Source organism: Amorphoplanes digitatis (assembly GCF_014205335.1).
In the GTDB taxonomy this organism is placed as follows: domain Bacteria; phylum Actinomycetota; class Actinomycetes; order Mycobacteriales; family Micromonosporaceae; genus Actinoplanes; species Actinoplanes digitatus.
Genome location: NZ_JACHNH010000001.1, coordinates 7,932,829 through 7,953,742, shown reverse-complemented (window position 1 = coordinate 7,953,742; position 20,914 = coordinate 7,932,829). Strand labels below are relative to the sequence as shown.

The following is a 20,914-nucleotide window of genomic DNA, read 5'->3' as shown; positions in this document are numbered from 1 at the left end:
ATGCGCAGGTCACGAGCCTGGGTCGCGGCCGTCGCGGTGCTGGCGCTGGCCGGCTGCACCGACGCGGTCGCGCCCGCGCCCTCGACGTCGGCCTCGACGGCGGCCAGCTTCGCGGCGGGTGCGGAGGGCGCCGGGGATCCGTACTTTCCGACGTACGGCAACGGCGGCTACGACGTCGGCGACTACGACCTGCGGCTGCGCTACGACCCGGCCCGCGGTGAGCTGAACGGCACCGCGACGATCACCGCCACCGCCACGCAGGATCTCTCGCGGTTCAACCTCGATCTCGCGTTTCTCGTCGCCCGCAAGGTGACCGTCGACGGCCGGGCCGCCACCAGCCGGTCCGACGGGAACGAGCTGGTGATCACGCCCGCGGCCGGTCTCGCCTCCGGCGCGGCCTTCACCGTCGTCATCGACTACGGCGGCAAGCCGCAGGCGCTGAACAACAAGACGCTCGGTGTCGGCGGCTGGCTGACCACCCGGGACGGCGCCTTCGCCATCGGCCAGCCGGAGTCCGCGAGCACCTGGTTCCCGGTCAACGACCACCCGTCCGACAAGGCGACGTTCTCGCTGGCCATGACGGTTCCCGGCGGGGTCGAGGCGATCAGCAACGGCGTGCCCGGCGCGCGCAGCACCGCCGCCGGCTGGACCACCTGGACCTGGCGGGAGTCCAACCCGCTGGCCGGCTATCTGGCGTTCGTGGTGATCGGGCAGTACCGGGTGCGGGTCGGCACGCACGCCGGCCGGCCGATGATCATCGCGATCCCGGAGTCGCTGCCCGCGACCGGCAACGCCGCGCGTGCCCTGGACCGCACCGGCGAGATCGCCGACTATCTCGCCACCCGGTTCGGGCCGTATCCGTTCGCCGCGTACGGCGGGGTCGTCCTCGACGACGACCGGGTCGGCTACGCCCTGGAGACGCAGTCGCGGCCGGTGTACGGGAACACGTTCTTCCGGGGCAGCGCCAACGCCACGGTGGTCGCGCACGAACTGGCGCACCAGTGGTACGGCGACAGCGTCTCCCTGCGCCGCTGGCAGGACATCTGGCTCAACGAGGGCTTCGCCACGTACGCGGAGTGGCTCTGGGACGAGCACCAGGGCGAGCGGACCGTCCAGGAATCCTTCGACCGGGCCTACGCGAACTTCGACTGGTCGATCCCGACCGGCGACCCGGGCGTGGACCACCTGTTCAGTGAGGCGGTCTACGTGCGCGGCGCGATGACCGTGCAGGCACTGCGCCACACGATCGGCGACGACGCGTTCTTCGCGCTGCTCAAGTCGTGGCCGGCCGAGCACCGGGACGGCAACGCAAGCACCGAGGACTTCATCGCGGCGGCCGAGAAGGCGTCCGGCAAGGACCTCGGCGACTTCTTCGAGGCCTGGCTGTTCGGCGACCGGAAACCTACTTATTGATCAGCTTGGGGTGGTCCGCGAGGTACGCCTCGGGCGTGCCGGCCGCCGCCGCCTTGAGGAAGCCGCGGCCGACCGGGGTCAGCTGCTCGCCGATGTAGCGGCCGTTGTTGATGACCGAGTCGCCGGGCAGCCCGACCAGGGTCAGCCGCGACGGGTCGAGGTCGCGCAGCGCGTACGCGTACTCGATGGCGTTGCGGTCGCCGGAGACGACCAGGGTGTCGCCGAGCGCGGTGAGCACCGCCTCCGCCCGGGTCAGGTCGGCGGGCAGCCCCGCGCCCATGGCCTTGGTGAGCAGCGCCCGGACGAGCTGGCGCTGGTGGCGCTGGCGGGTGTAGTCGCCGCCGGCCGTGTAGCGCTGGCGGGCGTAGTCGATCGCCTGCCAGCCGGTCAGCGTCCGGGTGCCGGGCAGGTAGGTGGCCTGCGGGCCGGTGTACCCGCCGCCGCCGGGGCGCAGCTTGCGTGCCGTGCCGTCGGGGCGGCGGTGCTGCGAGACGACCTTCTGATCGATCTTCAGGGTGACGCCGCCGAGGGCGTCGGTCAGCCGGCTCAGCCCGTCGAAGGTCAGGATCGCGCCCGCGTCGAAGCCGTCGACGCCGGTGTAGTCCGAGATCGTCTTCGCGAGCAGCTCGTAGCCCTGCGCCACGTCGGCCTTGTCGGTGCCCCGTACCTTCGCACCGGAGCTCATCGCCTCGGTGAGCTTGCGCCGCCCGCCGCCGTACCCGTTGGCATCGAACGCGGGCACGTCCACGCGGAGGTCCCGGGGCAGCGAGTAGATGTATCCGGACTTGAGATCCTCGTTGATGTGCATCACCATGATCGCGTCAGCGTGCGGTTGCCAGTCGGGGATGCTCACCCGGGTGTCGACGCCGATCACCAGCAGGTCCAGCGGGCCGGTGATGTCGGCGCCGGGCGATGGTGCGGGGCTGGTGGCGCTCGGCGGGGCCGGCAGCGCCGACGCGGCTCCCGGGCCGGGCGCGGCCTGCGGGTCCGGCTCGTCGTCGCCGCCGCGCAGCGCCGCGACGATACCCACCCCGGCCAGCAGCAGCACCACTGTCACCGCGCCGACGATCGTCCAGATGAGCTTGGTTGTCCGCATGCTGGAACAGTAGGCGACGACTTCACACTGCTCAATGCCGCGACTTCTCGCGTTTTGGTACGTGCTGTGGATTTCGGGTAGATCGGCCGTACGCTGGCCGCCGCGATTCGCCGTGGCGGTGGGTCGATCACGGGGAGGCGCGGCCCACATGAAGTTCGTCTCGCGACGGGTAGCCGTCGGTGCGCTGTCGGCGGCGGTTGTCGTGACGATGGCCGGGGTGTCGACCTGGGCGCTTGCGGCCGACACCGCCTCCGGGCCGGTGCGTCTCGTCGTCGGCCTCAAGGCCAGCGCCCCCGAGGCCGTGACCGCGGCGGGGACCGTCCACGCGATGGGCATCCGGTCGATGGACGTCGCCGCGCCCGCGCAGAAGGCCATGGAGGCCCTGCGCGCGCAGACGATGGAGGTGCCGGCCGCTCGCAAGGCGTCGGTCATCGCGGCGCTCAAGAGGGACCCGAACGTCAAGTACGTCGAGGTCGACCGGGCGCGCGCGGCGTTCGACGTGACCCCGAACGACCCGGAGTACGTCGCGGGGAAGCAGCCCGAGATCGACACGGTCAAGCTGCCGGCCGCGTGGGACACCACGAAGGGCTCCGCGGTCAAGGTCGCCGTGCTGGACACCGGGGTGACCGGTGCCGGTGACCTGGCCGGCGCGGTGCTGCCCGGCTACAACTACGTCGACAACAACACCAAGGCCGCCGACGACAACGGTCACGGCACCATGGTCGCCTCGCTGATCGCCGCCCGCGGCGACGACGCCGCCGGCATGGCCGGCGCCTGCTGGGGCTGCTCCATCCTGCCGGTGAAGGTGCTCGACTCCGAAGGCGGCGGCTGGGACAGCGACATCGCCAAGGGCATCGTCTGGGCCACCAACAACGGCGCGAAGATCATCAACATGTCGCTCGGCGGCGAGGACTACGCGCAGGTGCTCGCCGACGCGGTCGCGTACGCCAACCTCAAGGGCGTGCTGGTCGTCGCCGCGGCCGGCAACGAGAACACCAGCGCCAAGTCCTACCCGGCGGCACTGCCGGACGTGCTCTCCATCGGCGCCACCGTGCGCGGGTCCGACGAGCGCGCCGACTACTCCAACTACGGCCCCAGCTGGGTCGACATGGTCGCGCCGGGCCAGGTCCTGGTCCCGGTCGGCGACAAGTTCCAGGTCCTCGAGGGCACCTCGTTCTCGACGCCGATGGTCGCCGGCGCGGCCGCCCTGGTGAAGTCGCAGCACCCCGAGTACACCGGCTGGTCGATCTCGCGGGCGCTGCGGGTCGCGGCCCGCCCGCTCGACTACGACGGCGACGGTGAGCACGACGCCTGGGCGCAGTACGGCATGCTCGACGCCGCCAAGGCGCTGACCATCGGCACCGAGCTGGACCCGCCGACGATCACCGGCATCTCGTACCCGGGCGCGAACTGGCGGCTGCGCGGCACGTTCAACGTCACGCCGACCGGCGTCGCCGACGCCTGGTCCGGCATCCGCAACGTCGACCTCTACGTGGACGGCGTCTACAAGTCGCAGGACCGGACCGCGCCGTACGCGCTGCCGTTCAACACCGCCGGCCGCAACGGCACGGTCAAGATGCAGCTGCGGGTCTACGACAAGGCCGGCAACCGCACCACCTACGACCGCACCATCATCGCGGACAACACGGTTCCGACCGTGAAGATCACCAGCGGGCCGAAGAACAAGGCGAAGGTCAAGGGCACGGTGAAGCTCGCGGTCACCGCTTCCGACACCTACGGCATGCGCCGGGTGGAGATGCTGATGAACGGCAAGGTGATCCAGACGGACACCGCCGCGCCGTACAAGTTCAGCTTCACGGCGTCCAAGCAGCCGAAGAAGATGAAGGTGCAGATCCGGGCGGTCGACCTGGCCGGCAACGTCAAGTACGAGGCGACGCGCAACTACACGCGCTGACGGCTTCTGCTACCCGGGCGCAACCGACGGGGTACGGGGTCTCCAACGGGCGGGGCCCATCGTGACCGGATGACTGCGCTGCGGGTACTGGTCGTCGGTCTTCTGGTGTGTGGCGTCTCGCTGGCGGGCGGTCCCGCCGTCGCGGCGCCGGTGGACGAGGCGCCGGTCTCGCTGATCGTCGGCCTGCACGGCGGCGGCGACGTGGTCGCCTCCCTCGATCGCAGCGTCGACGTCCTCGGCAGCGAGCGGCTCGCCGGTGCCGGCGCGGTCACCGTCGACGTCCCCGCCGACCAGGTCACCGAGGCCGCCGACGCGCTGCGGGCCGACCCCGCCGTCGCGTACGTGGAGCGGGACCAGGTCGCCCGGATGGCCGCCGTCACCCCCAACGACCCGTCCTACTCCAGCCAGTGGGGCATCGCCCGCACCGATGTCGGCCGAGCCTGGGAGACGACCCGGGGCGCCGGCGGCGTGGTCGTCGCCGTGGTGGACACCGGGGTGCGCAAGCTGCCCGACTTCGCCGGGCGGGTGCTGCCGGGCCGCGACTTCGTCAACCACGACAGCAACGCCGACGACGACCAGGGGCACGGCACGATGGCCGCCGGCGTGATCGCCGCGAGCGGCGACAACGGCGTCGGCATCGCCGGCATCTGCTGGAACTGCAAGATCCTGCCGGTCAAGGTGCTCGGCGCCACGGGCAGCGGCAGCTACAGCGACATCGCCGAGGGCATCCGCTGGTCCGCCGACCAGGGCGCGGACATCATCAACCTGTCGCTGGGCGGTACCGAGGACAGCCGGCTGCTGCGCGACGCCGTCGCGTACGCCGCGGGCAAGGGCGCGCTCGTGATCGCGGCGGCCGGCAACAGCGGGTCGTCGAAGCCGAACTACCCGGCGGCGGTGCCGGGTGCGCTCGCCGTCGGCGCCTCCACCGCCGAGGACGCCCGCTACTCCTGGTCGAACTACGGCAGCGGGTGGGTCGACATCGCGGCCCCCGGCTGCAACCCCGCACAGGAGCGCGGCGGCGCGGTAAGCCAGTTCTGCGGCACCTCGTCGGCCAGCCCGTTCGTGGCCGGCATCGCCGCCCTGCTCGCCTCGACCACTCCGACGCCGTCGGCCGAGACCATCCGTACGGCGCTGACGACGTCCGCCACCAAGATCTCCGGCGGCTGGGTCGCCGCCGGCTCCGGCCGGGTCGACGCCGCGGCCGCCCTCGCCGCACTGCCGGTCGCCGACGACAACGTGGCTCCGGCCGTGTCCTTCGCCTCGCCGAGCGGAAACGCGCTGGTCCGGGGCACGGTCACGGTCTCGGCCCGCGCCACCGACGACGTCGGCATCGCCAAGGTGCAGCTGCTCGCCGACGGCGTGGTCGTGGGCACCGACCGGGTCGCGCCGTACGCCGTCTCGTGGCGGACCTCCGGCCGCGGCCGGACCGTGGCGCTCGGGCTGCGCGCGTACGACCGCGGCGGCAATGTGGTGAACGCCACCCGCTCGGTGACCGTCGACAACTGGGGGCCCTCGGTCCGGATCACCGGCGGCCCGGCCGGCGGGACCCGCAAGGTCCGCAAGACCAAGTACGTCGCCGCCGCGGCCGCCGACATCCACGGGATCAGCCGGATGGAATTGCTGGTCAACGGCAAGGTCACCCAGCGGTACGCGGGCACCGCCCGCAGGTTCGGCGTGCAGACCTGGAAGCACGGCAAAGCCATGACCGTGCAGGTGCGCGCCTACGACCGGGCCGGCAACGTCCGGTACGCCCCGGCCCGGAAGTGGTACCGCTGACGCCGGTAAACTCGCGCGTCATGAGCACACCGCGTCCGGTCCTTGTCGTCGATTTCGGCGCTCAGTACGCCCAGCTGATCGCCCGACGGGTCCGCGAGGCGCGGGTCTACTCGGAGATCGTGCCGCACTCGATGCCGGTCGCGGAGATGCTCGCCCGCAACCCTGCGGCGATCATCCTGTCCGGCGGCCCGTCGAGTGTGTACGAGCCCGGTGCGCCGTCGCTCGACCCGGCGCTGTTCGACAACGACGTGCCGGTCTTCGGCATCTGTTACGGCTTCCAGGCGATGGCACAGGCGCTGGGCGGCACCGTCGCGCACTCCGGCGCGCGGGAGTACGGCCGTACCGTGCTCACGCCGCTCGCCGAGCCCGGCACGCTGCTGCGGGAGCTCCCCGCGGACCTGCCGGTCTGGATGTCGCACGGCGACGCGGTGACCGAGGCGCCGGCGGGCTACGCCGTGACCGCTTCCTCGGCCGGCGCGCCGGTGGCCGCGTTCGAGAGCCTGGAGACCCGCCGGGCGGGCGTGCAGTTCCACCCCGAGGTGGCGCACACCCAGCAGGGGCAGGAGATGCTCCAGCGCTTCCTCTACGACATCGCCGGCATCGAGCCGACCTGGACGTCCTCCAACATCATCGACGACCAGGTCGCCGCGATCCGCGAGCAGGTCGGCGACAAGCAGGTCATCTGCGGCCTGTCCGGCGGCGTCGACTCGGCGGTGGCCGCGGCGCTGGTGCACAAGGCGATCGGCGACCAGCTCACCTGCGTCTTCGTCGACCACGGGCTGCTGCGTGCCGGCGAGGCCGAGCAGGTCGAGAAGGACTACGTCGCGGCGACCGGCATCCGCCTCAAGGTCGTCGACGCCGCCGAGTCCTTCCTGGGTCACCTGGCCGGCGTCACCGATCCCGAGCAGAAGCGCAAGATCATCGGCCGGGAGTTCATCCGCACGTTCGAGGCGGCGGCCCGCGAGCTCGACGCCGAACGGCACATCGAGTTCCTCGTGCAGGGCACGCTCTACCCGGACGTGGTCGAGTCCGGCGGCGGCACCGGCACGGCGAACATCAAGTCTCACCACAACGTCGGCGGCCTGCCGGACGACCTTCAGTTCGCGCTGATCGAGCCGCTGCGCACCCTGTTCAAGGACGAGGTGCGCGCGCTCGGCGCCGAGCTGGGGCTGCCGGAGGAGATCGTCCAGCGGCACCCGTTCCCGGGACCCGGCCTGGCGATCCGGATCATCGGCGCGGTCGACCGGCACCGGCTCGACGTGCTGCGCGCCGCGGACCTGATCGCCCGTGAGGAGCTGACCGCGGCCGGCCTGGATCGCGACGTGTGGCAGTTCCCGGTGGTCCTGCTGGCCGACGTGCGCAGCGTTGGCGTGCAGGGCGACGGCCGGACCTACGGGCACCCCGTCGTGCTGCGGCCGGTCTCCAGCGAGGACGCCATGACGGCGGACTGGTCGCGCCTGCCGTACGACGTCATCGCCAAGATCTCGACCCGCGTGACCAACGAGGTGCCCGAGGTCAACCGGGTGGTCCTCGACGTGACCAGCAAGCCGCCGGGCACCATCGAGTGGGAGTAGGCCCCGCCGGGGCCGCGGATTCCCGCGGCCGGCTCCGTCATGCGGCCGGCGGCTGACCCCAGGTCGGGTCGGCCGGGTCGCGCCACGGCGGCGCGGCCGGTGCGGCCGGCGCGGGCTCCTCGGGCATCAGGAACCAGGCGATCGGGTACGCGAGCACGCCCGCGCCCCAGGTGAGTGCGACGAGCACGCCGAAGCCGACCCGGATGAGCACGGGGTCGACGCCGAGGTAGCGGCCGAGCCCGCTGCACACGCCCGCCACGATGCGGTCGTCGAGCGGTCGGCGGAGCTGCTTGTACGGGGCGATGGTGGGTTGAGTCATGACCCAAGAGTGCGGCGAACGGGTCACTTGCCGCCTCGGTGAGAGCCCCGATTCCGACCCTGATTCGCGGTACCGAGATGGGTGATTCGGGGGTTTGCTGTCTGTTATCGCCCGGGTGCGCTCAGTGCGGAGAACCGCCCTGATCAGCGATTACTGTGGGCTATCGTCCTGTCAGGAATCCGACAGTCGATTTCTGGAGGTCACATAATCCGGGCAGAATGCCGCCCGTGACCCCCGCTCTCGAGCCGCTCCGCAGGATCGCGGCCTACGCCGTCGCGACCGATCCCCAAGGCCGCGTCCTACTCGTCCGCGCCTCGACCCGTTCCGGCACGCCCGGCGTGTGGTCGCTGCCCGGTGGCGCCGTCGACCATGGCGAGGACCCGAACCACACCGTCGTCCGCGAGACCGCGGCGGAGACCGGGCTGTCCGTCGCCGTCGCCGGCCTGCGCGACGTGCTGGCCGACATGAGGTCCCTGCCGCACCGCGGCGTCACCATCCACACCGACCGCCTCGTCTACGAGGTGTCGATCCGTGGGGGCAACATCTGTGACCGCGTGGGCCAGCCGACCGACCTGGCCCGCTGGCACACCCTCGAGGAGGCGGAGCGGCTGCGCCTGCGGCCGTTCACCGCCGCCGCGCTGGGCCTCTCGGCGGCCTCCGCCGACCTGCGGCCCGAGGAGGTGCCGGAGTTCCCGTCCTTCTACGCCGTCGCCGGTCCGGACGGGCTGCACCGCGCGCAGCGCTTCGCGGCGTACGCGATCGCCACCGACCCGCGGGACCGGCTGCTGCTGACCCGCATCGCGCCGGGCTATCCCGGTGCCGGCCGCTGGCACCTGCCCGGTGGCGGCACCGACTACGGCGAGCAGCCCGGCACCGCCCTGATCCGCGAGCTGGTCGAGGAGACCGGCCAGGTGGGCCGCCTGGTCGAGCTGCTCGGCGTCGCCAGCCACCGGGACGCGGCGTCGCTGGGCCCCGAGGGCTACCCGATCGACTGGCACGGTGTCCGCGCCTTCTACCGGGTCTTCGTGGACGCCCCGACAGAGGTGGTCGTCAAGGACGTCGGCGGCTCGACCTCCGAGGCGTGCTGGATGGCGGTCAAGGCGGCCGCCGAGCTGCCCGGGGACCAGGTGACCGAGGTGACGGCCGAGGCGCTGCGGGCGGCGAGGCTAGCCTGAGGGGCGTGAAGGTCAGACGAATCGGCGCGTACGGGGTGTGCCGCGACGGCTCCGGCCGGGTGCTGCTCGCCCGCAACTCCGGCCTGTCGTCGTTCCCGGGGCTGTGGACGCTCCCGGGCGGCGGCGTCGAGCAGGGCGAGGACCCCGACGAGACGGTCGTCCGGGAATTCGCCGAGGAGACGGGCCTCTCCGTACGCGTGGCGGGCCTCCGCTCTGTGACGTCGGACGTGTTCCAGCTGCCACACACCGATACGTGGGAACACACCGACCGGATCATCTACGACGTGGAAAACGCCGGCGGCAGCCTGCGCAACGAGGCCGCGGGCACCACCGAGGCCGTCGACTGGGTGCTGCCGGAGCGGCTGCCGCTGATGCCGTTCACCGCCCGCGTGCTCGGCCTGCCCGACACCGCCTCCGACGTGCCGGACGACCCGGACGAGGCCGTCGCCCGCACACCGGGGCGCGGCCAGCGCTTCGGGGCGTACGGGCTGGTCACCGACCCGGACGGCCGGATCCTGCTCACCAAGATCGCGACCGGCTACCCCGGGGCCGGCCGCTGGCACCTGCCCGGCGGCGGCACCGACCACGGCGAGGCGCCCGAGGCGGCCGTCGCCCGGGAACTGCTCGAGGAGACCGGGCAACACGGACGGGTGACCGGGCTGCTGGGCACCTCGCATCTGCACGACCCGGCGGCGATAGGTCCCGAAGGGGTGCCGATCGACTGGCATGTCGTCCGGGTCCTGTTCAGGATTCTCGTGGACGAGCCGACAGAAACAGTGGTGACCGAAGCCGGCGGATCCACTGTCGCGGCGGGGTGGTTCGACGCCACCACGGTGCGTGATCTCCCGCTGACCGACGTCGCGAGGTCCGCCGTCCAGCGCTTGGCGGGGGAGACGACGCATCGATGACCGGCCCAGGCGGCCGGTGATCGGCCTAGGAGGCTTCGGTTAGAATCGTCACAGGGCCAGGCAGCATGGGTGCCCCCCGCGCCCGTCGAAGGAACGGAACTCAAGAGGACGTCGTTGCACACGGCGCTGAAGAGGTCTGCGAGGTCTATCGCCAAGACCGCTCGGCTATGCGATTGTGTAACCCGCCTAACATGACTGTCCGTAGACGTACGGGCGAAGGGCAGCACCCCGGAACGGCTCTAGCCGCCGGGGATTCCGACCCCAAGATGGAGGAGCACGTGCCGAGAACCCCTTGGCGCCGGCGTCGCACGACGGATAGTCCCCGTCCCGCCGGACGTCGTTGGGCAGGCCGGCTGCGCCGCGGTGGAACGATCGCGCGGCAAGCCCTTCTGGTGCGCGTGGGACGCAGGTCCGGCGAAGCCGGACGCGCCGCCACCGCCACCCGGGCCGAGGTGATCTACACCGGCACGGAGCTCCTACCCTCCCCGTACGGCCGCAGCCGTGCGATCGCGACCTCGGACAGCCACGGCCCCGCGCCGCTGGCCCAGCCGGTCGTCGTCGAGGCCGACTCGGCCTCGCTGCTGCCCGGTGAGCACACGATGCGCCGCCGCGTCAGCTTCGCGCTGGTCAACGGCTGCACCCTGGCCAGCCTCGGCCTGGGGCTGCTCGCGATCTTCCTGGCCATGCAGGGCGAGACCCGGATCGCGGCCGCCTGCCTGGTGGCCTGCGTCGTCTTCGACGGTCTCGACGGCGCCCTGGCCCGCAAGCTGGGCGTCTCCAGCCCGTTCGGCGCGCAGATGGACTCGCTGGCCGACATGTGCTCGTTCGGCCTGGCCGCGCCCGTCGTGGTTTACGCCTCGCTCGCGCACTCGGTGCCGACCGCGTTCGCCGCGGTGGCCTGCATGCTGGTGGCCGGCTGCGCCGCGATCCGGCTGGCCCGCTTCAACGTCTCGCCCAAGGACGGCCGGTTCTTCTCCGGCGTGCCGACGACGATGGCCGCCGCGGTGCTGGCCCTCGCGGTGCTGATCGGCCTGCCGCTGCCCGGCGAGGTGGTGCTGGGCGGGGTGGCGCTGATGGCGTTCGCGATGGTCTCCAGCTTCCCCTACGCGAAGCTGGCCCGGCTCGTGAAGCTGCCGCCGTGGCTGTGGCTGCTGCCGATCGTGGGCGCCCTGGTGGACCCGCGCCTGACGTTCGTGCTGGTCGTCGCCGCGTACCTGTGCAGCGGCCCGGTGCTGTGGCTGCGGACCCGCCGCGCCGTCGTCTGACCTCTCCGGTCATTGGAAAGGCCGCCTTCCCCGGCTGGGGGAGGCGGCCTTTTCCGCGTTCGGTGTGCGGATCAGATCCAGCGGGCGATCACGGAGCTGGCGCCGATGACCTTGTCGCCGACCGCGACGGTGGCCTGCGCCTTGTCCGCCGGCAGGTAGACGTCCGTGCGGGAGCCGAAGCGGATCAGCCCCATCCGCTCGCCGCGGGCCACCAGGGTGCCCACCGGGGTGCGCTGCACGATCCGGCGGGCGATCAGGCCCGTCCGCTGGGCCACCGCGACCGTGCCGTGGTCGGTGTCCAGCACCGTGTACGCCGCCACGTTGTGCTCGGCGGCCGCCGTCATCGCGTTCGCGTAGCCGCCGTCGATCACGAAGTAGTCCGTGACCCGACCGGCCACCGGCACGCGGTTGACGTGAACGTCGAGCACCGACAGGAAGACCGCGATGCGCAGGAACTCGCCCTCGCCGAGGCGCTCGTCGGTCAGGCGCTCCACCGACAGCACCCGGCCGTCGCTGGCCGCAACGATCGCGTTCGAGTCGGCGGGGATGTCGCGCTCCGGGTCGCGGAAGAACGCCGCAACCGGGAGCGCGGCAAGGGCCGGGATCAGCCACAGCTTCGACTTGGGCCGGGCGCCGCGTGCCAGCGCGGCCAGGCCGAGCGCGATGCCCGCCGCGGCGACGCCGTTCGAGTCGATGTGCATCGTGCGGGTCACCGGCACGCTGGACGGGCGGTAGGCCGGCGCCAGCGTCGCGGCGACCCGGGTGTCGGCCTGGCTGAAGCGCAGCCGGTGCACGCGCAGCGGCGGCTGGTTGCGGGCCACCAGGTCGGTGCCGACCCCGAAGAGCGCGCTCTGCCGGAACAGCTCGGCGGCCGCGCCGCCGGTCTGTCCGGGCACGGCGGGAACCGCGACGGAGACGACCGCGCCCTCGGTGAGGTACTTGCCCAGGCTGTCCAGCACCGCGCGGGTCTCGTCGGCGGTGCCGGTCAGCGGCTCGCCGAGGATGACCACGTCGGCCGGGGTGGCCTCGGCGAGCGAGTCCAGGATCCGGACCCGGTCGGAGACCCAGCTGCCAAGCCCGGCGATGTGGTCGCGGAGCAGGTCGGCGGTGCTGCGGACGCCCGCGACCAGGGTCAGGTTGTCGCCGGGCAGCAGCGCCTCGATGGCGGCGGCCACCACGGCCGAGGCGTGGTCGGCCCCGATGACCAGGGCGCTGGTTGCGGCGTTGTGGCGGGCGAACTCTGCGGTAAGGGCGCGGGCGGCGCGCGGGCCGACGCCGGTCACAGGCGCGGTGGACACGGCGGGAAACGGCGTCATGGCGGTACGAGCTCCTCGCGCTGTCGGATTTCCTCTGCTCGAAGAGCATATGGCGCCGTCCGCAGGCCTCACCCGTTGGTGTGACCTGCGGACGGTGTGTTTGCGTTCAGTCGCGCTGCGGTAGCTCGCCGGTGTCCTCATCCGTCACCGGAGCCTCGTCCGCCGCGGGCTTCGGTGCGGCGGGGGCGGGCGGCTCCGGTGCCGGCGGCGTGGAGACCGGGTGCTTCAGGTACGCCGGGTTCAGGTCGACCCGGTCCGCCGGGTTGTGCAGCAGCTCGCGGACGATGTCGGCGTGCATGCCGGGCGGCAGGTCGCTGCCGGGCGTCTCCACCTCGGCCTCGGCCTGCACCGCGGCGGGCACCTCGGCGCGCTTGCCGGAGCGGATCGCGCCGAGCAGCCCGAGCACCCCGAACAGGATCAGCCCGCCGGCCACCAGCCAGCCCGCGGCGGGCAGCTGGACCGAGGTCACCCGGGTGATCGCCCACCAGGCCGCGACCAGCAGGAAGATCAGGCCGAAGCTCAGCGAGATGCCGTCGGTACGGTGCGGCCTCATCGGGCAACCTCCACGTCGCCGGTGTTCATCTCGATGTTCAGCCGCAGCTTGCCGCCGCCGGCGCCGTCCGCGCCCAGGTCGGTGACTTCCTGCGTGTTGAGGTCGCTGCCCTCCCACTGGCGGCCGAAGATCTCAGCCCGGCCGCCGTCCATCTGGACGGTCGTGGTGGTGTCGACGTTGTCGGGGAGCAGGATCCGTAGCTGGCCGAGCTTCATCGCGACCGTGGTGACCTGCTCGTGGTTGGTGAAGTCGACGGCGCGCAGGTCAAGGGTGGCCGTACCGATGGTGAAGTCGTACCGGTCGGCGACCGCGCCGATGCTCTGCGGCCGGTAGGAGCTGTTGCCCAGCTCGCCGCCCCAGGTCTCGGCGCCGCTGGAGACGGCGAGGCCCACGCAGGCCAGTATCGCCAGGAAGATGAGCCCGCGGGAGCGGCCGAACCAGGTGCCCACGATCAGGCCGAGGGCGATCGTGGTGAGCGCGGCGGCGAAGTAGGCCGAGACCGAGAGGTCCGCGCCGGCGAGGTCGATCAGGGCCAGCAGGCCCATGACCATCACGATCATGAAGAACGTGATGCGGCCGAGCTTCGAGCGCTCCCGGGGCGGCTTGGGCTGCCGCGGCCTCGGCGGCGCCGGCGGGTGCACCGCCGGCCCGGCCTTCTGCTGTGCCCAGGGGCCGTGCGGTGCGAACGGCGGCCGGTAGCCACCGGGCGGCGGCGCGTACGCGGTGCTGGGCGGGATGTACGCCGCCTGCGTGTAGCCCGGCGGCGGGTAGCCGGGCGGGGCGGAGGCAGGCGGGCTGTAGTTCGGGGGCCGGGGCGGCAGCGGCGCGGTCACCGGCTCGCCGGCCGGTCCGGCCGCGGCCGGGAACGCCGCGGTCCGCTCGTCGTCCGGCTTCGCCGCGGCGGACGACGCGGGTGCCGGTGCCGCGGGAAAGGTGGCGGCGCTCGCCGCCGACCACGGCCCGTCCGCCGCCGACGCCGGGTCCGGCGCCGCGGAGCCCCGGTTCGCGTTCAGCCGGCCGTTGCGCTTTAGCACCAGCGCGCCGCAGGCCAGGACGGCAGCGGCCAGCAGGGTCGCCCGCAGGCCGTCCCGGACGACGAACGCGAAGGTCAGCACGGCGGCCGCGCTCACCACCACGATCGACAGCGGGGTCATCGCCGAGCGGCCGCGGCCGAGCAGCGACTCGACCGGGGATCCGGTGTCACCCTCGGCCGGGGTCAGCAGCCAGGCGACCAGGTAGATCAACACGCCGACGCCGCCGAAGAAGCTGAGCACGGCCAGCACCACGCGCCAGAGCACGGGGTCGGTGTTCGTGGCGTTGGCGATCGCGCCGGAGACGCCGGCGAGGTACCGGCCGCGGACGGGCCGGATCAGCTTCTCCCGGGAGAACGTCGGCCCGTCCGTCCCGCCGAACCACGGCGGCGGCTGGGCGCCGGGCGGCGGTGCGGCGCCGGGCGGCGGGGGAGGCGGGGGGTCCGACTCGGTGGTGGCGTCCGCGGCCGGCGGCTCGTAGGCCGCGGGCGGAGGGTCGGACGCCGGGGGTACGGCGGAAGGTGCCGGAGCGTCCTGCGACGACCCGGAAGCTTCGCGGGACTGGGCAGCTTCGTCGGTCATGCCTTCGATACTGGCGGTACCCCTACCCGAACCGCCTCAGGCGGCGACCCTGACGCCACCCTGAGATCCAGGGGCCCTGCGGATAGGGGAGTTACCCCGTGGCCGTCGGCCCCGGCTCGTGTGACGATCGAACAGGCCGGACATCACCGTGCCCGGAGCCTGGAGGAGGAGCGATCACCGCCGCAGCCGCACCACCGCCGCGCCGCCTGTACCGGCCGCGCGACCACCGTGTCATTGCCGGTGTCGCCTCCGGCCTCGCGCGTCATCTGCGCGTACCGGTCACCGCGGTACGTATCGCCCTGGTGCTCCTGCTCGGTTTCAACGGCCTCGGCCTGCTGCTCTACGCGGTGTTCTGGGCCGTGCTTCCGCAGCAGCTGCCGACCGGCGAGCAGCGCACCCGCCGGGACCTGGCGCTGCTGCTGCCGTTCGGCGCGATCGGCCTCGGCGTCGTGCTGCTACAGGGCCTGCTCTTCGATGACAACGGCGTGGCCGGCACGGCGGGCTGGCTGGTCGCCGTCACGGCGGTCGGCGCCGGCGTGATCTGGCACCAGTCCGATCCGACCCGCCGGGGCTGGGCGGACAACCCGCGGGCGCCCTGGTTCGCCGCGGTGGTAGCGGAGAGTGATCGCCGCTCGTTCCTGTTCCGGTTCATCGGCGGCGGCGTCCTGGTCGCGGTCGGCGTCATCGGCGTGCTTGCCGTGTACACACCCGCCGGCAACCTCAGCACCGTCTTCAACGGCGTGATCTTCGCGCTGGTCGGCCTGCTCGGCGTCGGCGTCGTCATGGCGCCGCTGCTCTGGCGCACGTTCAGCCAACTGCGCTCCGAGCGCGAGGGCCGCATCCGTGAGCAGGAGCGCGCCGAGGTCGCGGCGATGATCCACGACCAGGTGCTGCACACGCTCGCCCTGATCCAGCGCAACTCCACGGACATCAAAGAGGTGCAGCGGCTGGCCCGAGGCCAGGAGCGCAGCCTGCGCAACTGGCTGTACAAGCCGATGGCGTCGCCCACCGAGCGGTTCGCGGCGGCGCTCGAGCAGGCGGCCGCCGAGGTCGAGGACACGTACGCGATCTCGGTCGAGGCCGTGGTGGTCGGCGACACGGAGTGTGACGAACGGGTGGTCGCGCTGATCGCCGCCGCGCGTGAGGCGCTCGTCAACGCGGCCCGCCACTCCGGGGTGGAGACCGTTTCGCTCTACGCGGAGGTCGAGGCCGAGGAGCTGAGCGTGTTCGTCCGCGACCGCGGTGCCGGTTTCGACCTCGCGGGGGTGGAGGATACGAGGCACGGCGTCCGTGGCTCGATCGTCGGGCGGATGCGGCGGCACGGCGGCAGGGCCGAGATCCGCAGCGCACCCGGCGACGGCACCGAGGTACGCCTGACGCTGCCCGCCTCGCGGGAGAGCGTCTCCGCCGGAAAGGAGAACGCGCGATGACCGAGCCCGTAGCCGAGGAGGGTCGGCGGCTGACCGTCTTCCTCGTGGACGACCACGCGATGTTCCGGGCCGGCGTCCGCGCCGAGCTCGGCGCGCACGTGGACGTGGTCGGCGAGGCCAGTTCCGTCGCGGAGGCGGTGGCCCGGATCGCCGCTACCTCCCCGGACGTGGTGCTGCTCGACGTGCACATGCCCGACGGCGGCGGCCGCGCGGTGCTCGACGCGATGCGGCGTACCCACCCGCAGGTGAAGTTCCTGGCGCTTTCCGTCTCCGACGCCGCCGAGGACGTGATAGGCCTGATCAGGGCCGGCGCCCGCGGCTACGTCACGAAGACGATCTCGCCGGACGAGCTCGCCGCGGCGATCAGGCGGGTGGCCGACGGCGACGCGGTGTTCAGCCCGCGGCTCGCCGGTTTCGTGCTGGACGCGTTCGCGTCGCGCCCGGACGTGCCCGTCGCGGACCCCGAACTGGATCAGCTCACCAACCGCGAACGCGAGGTGCTGCGGCTGCTCGCCCGCGGCTACGCGTACAAGGAGATCGCCAAGGAGCTGTACATCTCGATCAAGACGGTGGAGACCCACGTCTCGAACGTGCTGCGCAAGCTGCAGATGTCCAACCGTTACGAACTCTCAAGGTGGGCGGCCGATCGCCGACTTGTGTAGGTGTACCCAACCGTCTGTAGCGGTCGTTTTGCCAAGTAGGGGACAAAGCGGACGTTTTAGCAACTGACGGTTACGGCATCATTACAAGTAATCAGAAACCAGAGGTCAGCGGCATGTAGCCGATCGAGAAGATGATCTTCGAACAGCGGCGGCGGCGCATCGGGCTAATATCGGCTTGATAACGGCGCCGCCATGGCCTAGGGGCCCTGTGCGAAGGTGTCCTCTACTCACACAACCCCTCGTGAGCGCCCTTGAAGGAGTAACTCCCATGCTCGGGAATCGTCCATGGAAGATGGCGGTCGGCGCGACCGCCATCGCCTTGTTGGCCGCTGGCTGCTCTAGCGGCGGGTCGGAAGACACCGACACCGCCTCTAACACCGTCGTCATCGGTATCGGAGAGCCGCAGCACCTGATTCCGTCGAATGCGACTGAGTCGAGTGGCGCCCAGGTCCTCTCCTCGCTGTTCTACCCCCTCATCGACTTCGACGCGCAGAGTAAGCCCGTCGAGGTCGGCGCCGAGTCGGTCACCTCGGACGACAACAAGGTCTGGACGATCAAGCTGAAGCCGGGCTTCACGTTCAGCAACGGCGAGCCCGTCATCGCCGATAACTTCATCGACGCCTGGAACTACGGCGCGTACGGCCCCAACGGCCAGGGCGCGTCCTACTTCTACGAGCGCATCGAGGGCTACGCCGACCTCCAGTCGGTCGACCCGGACGGCGAGGACGGCCCGAAGAAGGCCCCCGAGCCCAAGGCCAAGACCCTCGCCGGCCTGAAGAAGGTCGACGACAGCACCTTCACGGTGACCCTGTCGGCGCCCTTCGCCGGCTGGGAGTCCGTCATGGGCTACACCGCGTTCTACCCGCTGCCGAAGGCCGCCTTCTCCGCCCCCGGCGTCATCGCCGACGGCTTCGAGGACGCGATCATCGGTAACGGCCCCTTCAAGATGAAGGGCACGTGGGAGCACGACTCCCAGATCGTGGTGGAGAAGGTCGACGGCTTCAAGGGCACCGCCCCGAAGATCGACGGCGTGACCTGGAAGATCTACCAGGACCAGAAGGCGGAGTACGCCGACCTCCTCGCGGAGAACGTCGACGTCCAGACGACCATCCCGATCGAGAGCCTGGCCGCCGCCCCCGGCGACCTGGGTCCCCGCTTCCTGAAGAGCCCGAGCTCCTCGTTCGCGTTCGTCGGCTTCCCGACGTTCCAGAAGGAGTTCGCCAAGAAGGAGGTCCGGCAGGCCCTCTCCATGGCGGTCAACCGCCAGGAGATGACCGACCAGATCTTCCTCGGTTCGCAGACGCCGGCCACGTCCTTCGTGTCCCCGGTGGTTGCCGGTTACCGCGACAACACCTGCGGTGACAACTGCAAGTACGACCCGGCGAAGGCCAAGTCGCTCTACGACGCGGCCGGTGGTCCCAAGAAGATCCAGATCACCTACAACGCCGACGGTGGCCACAAGGCGTGGGTCGACGCCATGTGCAACCAGATCAAGGCGTCGCTCGGCATCGAGTGCACGGGCGTCGGCGAGCCCAAGTTCGCCGACCTGCTCACCAAGGTCGAGAAGAAGGAGCCGGTCGGCCTCATCCGCCTCGGCTGGCTGATGGACTACCCGCTGATGGAGAACTACCTGGGCCCGCTGTACGGCACCGGTGGCTCCTCCAACTACTACGGGTACTCCAACCCGCAGTTCGACGCGCTGGTCAAGGAGGGTTCGGCGGCCAAGACGACCGACGAGGCCATCGCCAAGTGGCAGGCGGCCGAGGACATCCTCGCCCAGGACATGCCGGTCATCCCGCTGCGTTTCGGCCAGAACGTCTTCGGCCACTCGCAGAAGGTGAAGAATGTGAACGTCGACCTGTTCTCCAAGGTCGACCTCTACAAGATCGAAGTGAACTGATCCAAGGCGGTTAGTGCACTGGTGGCGCCACGGATTATGTGACACCGTGGCGCCACCGCTGTGTTCCCCTACCTACAGCCGCCGTGCCCACAAGGTGCGGCGGCGCATCTTCCGCGGAAGAGGCTAAATCCGTATGTTCCGCTACATCGTGCGGCGCCTACTTCAGATGGTTCTGACGTTCTTCGGAGCCACCTTCATCGTGTATGCGCTGATGTTCGCCAACCAGGACGACCCCCTCCAAGCGTTGGCGGGCGAACGGCCCCTTACCCAGAGCGTGCGCCAGGCACTGACCGAGCGCTACCACCTCGACGAGCCCTTCCTTACGCAGTACTGGTACTACATGAAGGGCATGCTCAGCGGGGACTTCGGCACCTCGCTGACCGGCCGCAAGATCAGCGACATGATGCTCCAGGCCTGGCCGGTGACCATCAAGCTCGCGCTCATCGCGATGATCATCGCCGCGACCGTCGCGGTCACCGCCGGCGTCATCTCGGGCATCCGCCGGGGGAGCGCGTTCGACAACGTGACCCTGGTGATCACGCTGATCATCCTCTCCCTGCCGATCGTGGTGCTCGCCCCGATCGCACAGCTGTTCTTCGCCATCAAGTTGGGCTGGTTCCCGCCGACGGCCGGCGCGCATCCGACGTTCTGGGCGCTGTTGTTGCCGGCGTTGGTCCTCGGCAGCCTCGTGATCGCGACCGAGCTGCGGGTCACCCGTTCGTCGGTCGCCGAGAACCTGCGCTCCGACTACGTTCGCACGGCCCGGGCCAAGGGTCTGTCCCGCAAGCGGGTGATCGGCGTGCACGTGCTGCGAAATTCGCTCATTCCCGTGGTGACGCTCATCGGTGTCGACATCGGCGGTCTGATGTCCGGCGCGATCGTCACCGAAGGTGTCTTCAACATTCCCGGCGTCGGGTTCAACCTCCTTCGTGGCATCAAGACCGAGGACGGCCCGCTGGTAGTCGGCTTTGTCAGCATCCTGGTGATCGTCTTCCTGGTCGTGAACCTGCTGGTCGACCTGCTGTACGCCGCCCTGGACCCGAGGATTCGTTATGAGTGATCTCGAAGCAGTAGCCGCCGTGGAGGGCCCCGCGGGCAACCCGCCGACCGAGCCGAGGCACGCCAACAAGCGCGACAAGCCCCGCAGCCTGGCCGGCGACGCCTGGATCGACCTGCGGCGTAACAAGATCTTCTGGTTCGCGTCCGTCCTGGTCGTGATCATCGTGGCGATGGCGGCCTTCCCGTCCCTGTTCGGTGCGGGAGACCCACGCGACTGCGCGCTGAGCCGCCAGTTCGGATCGCCGAGCGGCACGGCGTTCTTCGGGTACGACTTCCAGGGCTGTGACGTCTACGCCAAGACCATCTTCGGCGCCCGGAACTCGATCGTGGTCAGCGTGCTCGCCACGCTGCTCTCCGGCGTGATCGCCCTGATCATCGGCCTCGCCGCGGGCTTCTTCGGCAAGTCGCTCGACGCGATCCTGTCGCGTTTCATCGACATCGTCCTCGGCATCCCGTTCCTGCTCGCCGCGATCGTGCTGGCCAAGCGCCTCTCGTCGGACCCGGCCAGCAACGGCGTCGTGGCGGTCACCGTCACGCTCGGCGTGCTCGGCTGGACCACGGCCGCCCGCATCATGCGGTCCGCGGTGATCACGTCCAAGAACCAGGACTACGTCGCCGCCGCCCGCATGCTCGGCGCCGGCTCGGGACGCATCATGTTCCGGCACATCCTGCCGAACTCGATCGCCGCGTTCGTCGTCGTGCTGACGATCCTGCTGGGTACGAACATCGCCGCCGAGGCGACGCTGTCGTACCTGGGCATCGGGCTCAAGAACAGCGCCATCTCCTGGGGCATCGCGATCTCCGAGGCCGGCCCGTACGTCCGGACCGCACCCGAACCGCTTATCTGGCCCTCCATCTTCCTTGCGGCCACTGTGCTGGCCTTCATCATGCTGGGCGACGCCGTCCGCGACGCCTTCGACCCGAAGCTGCGGTGACCGCG

The 20,914-nt window shown here is 71.1% G+C and carries 17 protein-coding genes; 12 read left to right on the top strand and 5 right to left on the bottom strand.

Annotation, left to right across the window (positions count from 1 at the left end):
* A complete protein-coding gene (locus BJ971_RS35035) occupies positions 1–1,413 on the top strand; it encodes a M1 family metallopeptidase (RefSeq protein ID WP_184997579.1) in 1,413 nt (470 codons plus the stop codon).
* Here the strand turns inward: BJ971_RS35035 and BJ971_RS35030 are convergent.
* Entirely contained in the window at positions 1,403–2,509 is a 1,107-nt protein-coding gene (locus BJ971_RS35030) for an LCP family protein (protein WP_184997578.1), read from the bottom strand. The genes BJ971_RS35035 and BJ971_RS35030 overlap by 11 nt on opposite strands.
* 148 nt (positions 2,510–2,657) lie before the next feature.
* Between BJ971_RS35030 and BJ971_RS35025 the strand changes: the two genes are divergently transcribed.
* The 3 genes from BJ971_RS35025 to guaA all read left to right on the top strand — a co-directional run bounded on the left by BJ971_RS35025 (position 2,658) and on the right by guaA (position 7,774).
* Complete coding sequence (locus tag BJ971_RS35025) at positions 2,658–4,424, top strand: S8 family serine peptidase (RefSeq protein ID WP_184997577.1); 1,767 nt, start codon at positions 2,658–2,660, stop codon at positions 4,422–4,424.
* Positions 4,425–4,493: 69 nt separating this feature from the next.
* Positions 4,494–6,200 (top strand): S8 family serine peptidase, encoded by a 1,707-nt coding sequence (locus BJ971_RS35020; RefSeq protein WP_184997576.1) that lies wholly within the window; start codon positions 4,494–4,496, stop codon positions 6,198–6,200.
* A 20-nt stretch (positions 6,201–6,220) separates the two neighbouring features.
* Positions 6,221–7,774: a glutamine-hydrolyzing GMP synthase gene (gene guaA / locus BJ971_RS35015; protein WP_184997575.1), complete on the top strand. Its 1,554-nt coding sequence runs from the start codon at positions 6,221–6,223 to the stop codon at positions 7,772–7,774.
* Between the two features lie 37 nt (positions 7,775–7,811).
* On the opposite strand, the gene BJ971_RS35010 is transcribed toward guaA, so the two are convergent.
* Complete coding sequence (locus tag BJ971_RS35010) at positions 7,812–8,093, bottom strand: PspC domain-containing protein (RefSeq protein WP_184997574.1); 282 nt, start codon at positions 8,091–8,093, stop codon at positions 7,812–7,814.
* A gap of 227 nt (positions 8,094–8,320) precedes the next feature.
* Here BJ971_RS35010 and BJ971_RS35005 point away from each other — a divergent pair, with 227 nt between their 5' ends.
* The 3 genes from BJ971_RS35005 to BJ971_RS34995 all read left to right on the top strand — a co-directional run bounded on the left by BJ971_RS35005 (position 8,321) and on the right by BJ971_RS34995 (position 11,441).
* Positions 8,321–9,268 carry an NUDIX hydrolase gene (locus BJ971_RS35005; protein WP_184997573.1) on the top strand — a complete coding sequence of 316 codons (948 nt, stop codon included), beginning with the start codon at positions 8,321–8,323 and terminating at the stop codon, positions 9,266–9,268.
* Between the two features lie 5 nt (positions 9,269–9,273).
* Positions 9,274–10,176 (top strand): NUDIX domain-containing protein, encoded by a 903-nt coding sequence (locus BJ971_RS35000; RefSeq protein ID WP_184997572.1) that lies wholly within the window; start codon positions 9,274–9,276, stop codon positions 10,174–10,176.
* A 278-nt stretch (positions 10,177–10,454) separates the two neighbouring features.
* Positions 10,455–11,441, top strand: coding sequence for a CDP-alcohol phosphatidyltransferase family protein (locus BJ971_RS34995; protein ID WP_377884895.1), 987 nt, complete (start codon positions 10,455–10,457; stop codon positions 11,439–11,441).
* A gap of 71 nt (positions 11,442–11,512) precedes the next feature.
* Here BJ971_RS34995 and BJ971_RS34990 read toward each other — a convergent pair whose 3' ends face one another.
* The 3 genes from BJ971_RS34990 to BJ971_RS34980 all read right to left on the bottom strand — a co-directional run bounded on the left by BJ971_RS34990 (position 11,513) and on the right by BJ971_RS34980 (position 14,923).
* Entirely contained in the window at positions 11,513–12,757 is a 1,245-nt protein-coding gene (locus BJ971_RS34990) for a phosphatidylserine decarboxylase (RefSeq protein ID WP_184997571.1), read from the bottom strand.
* 106 nt (positions 12,758–12,863) lie between these two features.
* Positions 12,864–13,310: a hypothetical protein gene (locus tag BJ971_RS41830; protein ID WP_239087696.1), complete on the bottom strand. Its 447-nt coding sequence runs from the start codon at positions 13,308–13,310 to the stop codon at positions 12,864–12,866.
* A complete protein-coding gene (locus BJ971_RS34980; protein WP_184997570.1) occupies positions 13,307–14,923 on the bottom strand; it encodes a PspC domain-containing protein in 1,617 nt (538 codons plus the stop codon). Before BJ971_RS34980 ends, BJ971_RS41830 begins: the two co-directional genes overlap by 4 nt.
* 206 nt (positions 14,924–15,129) lie before the next feature.
* Here BJ971_RS34980 and BJ971_RS34975 point away from each other — a divergent pair, with 206 nt between their 5' ends.
* From BJ971_RS34975 to BJ971_RS34955, 5 genes are all read left to right on the top strand, one after another.
* Positions 15,130–16,353 carry an ATP-binding protein gene (locus BJ971_RS34975; RefSeq protein WP_184999269.1) on the top strand — a complete coding sequence of 408 codons (1,224 nt, stop codon included), beginning with the start codon at positions 15,130–15,132 and terminating at the stop codon, positions 16,351–16,353.
* On the top strand, positions 16,350–17,015 hold the full coding sequence (locus tag BJ971_RS34970; RefSeq protein WP_184997569.1) for a response regulator: 666 nt from the start codon (positions 16,350–16,352) through the stop codon (positions 17,013–17,015). The genes BJ971_RS34975 and BJ971_RS34970 overlap by 4 nt, the downstream gene beginning before the upstream one ends.
* A 268-nt stretch (positions 17,016–17,283) precedes the next feature.
* Entirely contained in the window at positions 17,284–18,915 is a 1,632-nt protein-coding gene (locus BJ971_RS34965) for a peptide ABC transporter substrate-binding protein (RefSeq protein WP_377884898.1), read from the top strand.
* Between the two features lie 133 nt (positions 18,916–19,048).
* Positions 19,049–19,975 carry an ABC transporter permease gene (locus BJ971_RS34960; protein WP_184997568.1) on the top strand — a complete coding sequence of 309 codons (927 nt, stop codon included), beginning with the start codon at positions 19,049–19,051 and terminating at the stop codon, positions 19,973–19,975.
* A complete protein-coding gene (locus BJ971_RS34955; protein WP_184997567.1) occupies positions 19,968–20,909 on the top strand; it encodes an ABC transporter permease in 942 nt (313 codons plus the stop codon). Before BJ971_RS34960 ends, BJ971_RS34955 begins: the two co-directional genes overlap by 8 nt.
* Positions 20,910–20,914: the final 5 nt, after the last annotated feature.

Bases quoted from the DNA above. Each gene is read 5' to 3' on its own strand.
- BJ971_RS35035 (WP_184997579.1), top strand. From the start codon at position 1: ATGCGCAGGTCACGAGCCTGGGTCGCGGCCGTCGCGGTGCTGGCGCTG.
- BJ971_RS35030 (WP_184997578.1), bottom strand. From the start codon at position 2,509: ATGCGGACAACCAAGCTCATCTGGACGATCGTCGGCGCGGTGACAGTG.
- BJ971_RS35025 (WP_184997577.1), top strand. From the start codon at position 2,658: ATGAAGTTCGTCTCGCGACGGGTAGCCGTCGGTGCGCTGTCGGCGGCG.
- BJ971_RS35020 (WP_184997576.1), top strand. From the start codon at position 4,494: ATGACTGCGCTGCGGGTACTGGTCGTCGGTCTTCTGGTGTGTGGCGTC.
- guaA (WP_184997575.1), top strand. From the start codon at position 6,221: ATGAGCACACCGCGTCCGGTCCTTGTCGTCGATTTCGGCGCTCAGTAC.
- BJ971_RS35010 (WP_184997574.1), bottom strand. From the start codon at position 8,093: ATGACTCAACCCACCATCGCCCCGTACAAGCAGCTCCGCCGACCGCTC.
- BJ971_RS34990 (WP_184997571.1), bottom strand. From the start codon at position 12,757: ATGACGCCGTTTCCCGCCGTGTCCACCGCGCCTGTGACCGGCGTCGGC.
- BJ971_RS41830 (WP_239087696.1), bottom strand. From the start codon at position 13,310: ATGAGGCCGCACCGTACCGACGGCATCTCGCTGAGCTTCGGCCTGATC.
- BJ971_RS34980 (WP_184997570.1), bottom strand. From the start codon at position 14,923: ATGACCGACGAAGCTGCCCAGTCCCGCGAAGCTTCCGGGTCGTCGCAG.
- BJ971_RS34970 (WP_184997569.1), top strand. From the start codon at position 16,350: ATGACCGAGCCCGTAGCCGAGGAGGGTCGGCGGCTGACCGTCTTCCTC.
- BJ971_RS34965 (WP_377884898.1), top strand. From the start codon at position 17,284: ATGCTCGGGAATCGTCCATGGAAGATGGCGGTCGGCGCGACCGCCATC.
- BJ971_RS34960 (WP_184997568.1), top strand. From the start codon at position 19,049: ATGTTCCGCTACATCGTGCGGCGCCTACTTCAGATGGTTCTGACGTTC.
- BJ971_RS34955 (WP_184997567.1), top strand. From the start codon at position 19,968: ATGAGTGATCTCGAAGCAGTAGCCGCCGTGGAGGGCCCCGCGGGCAAC.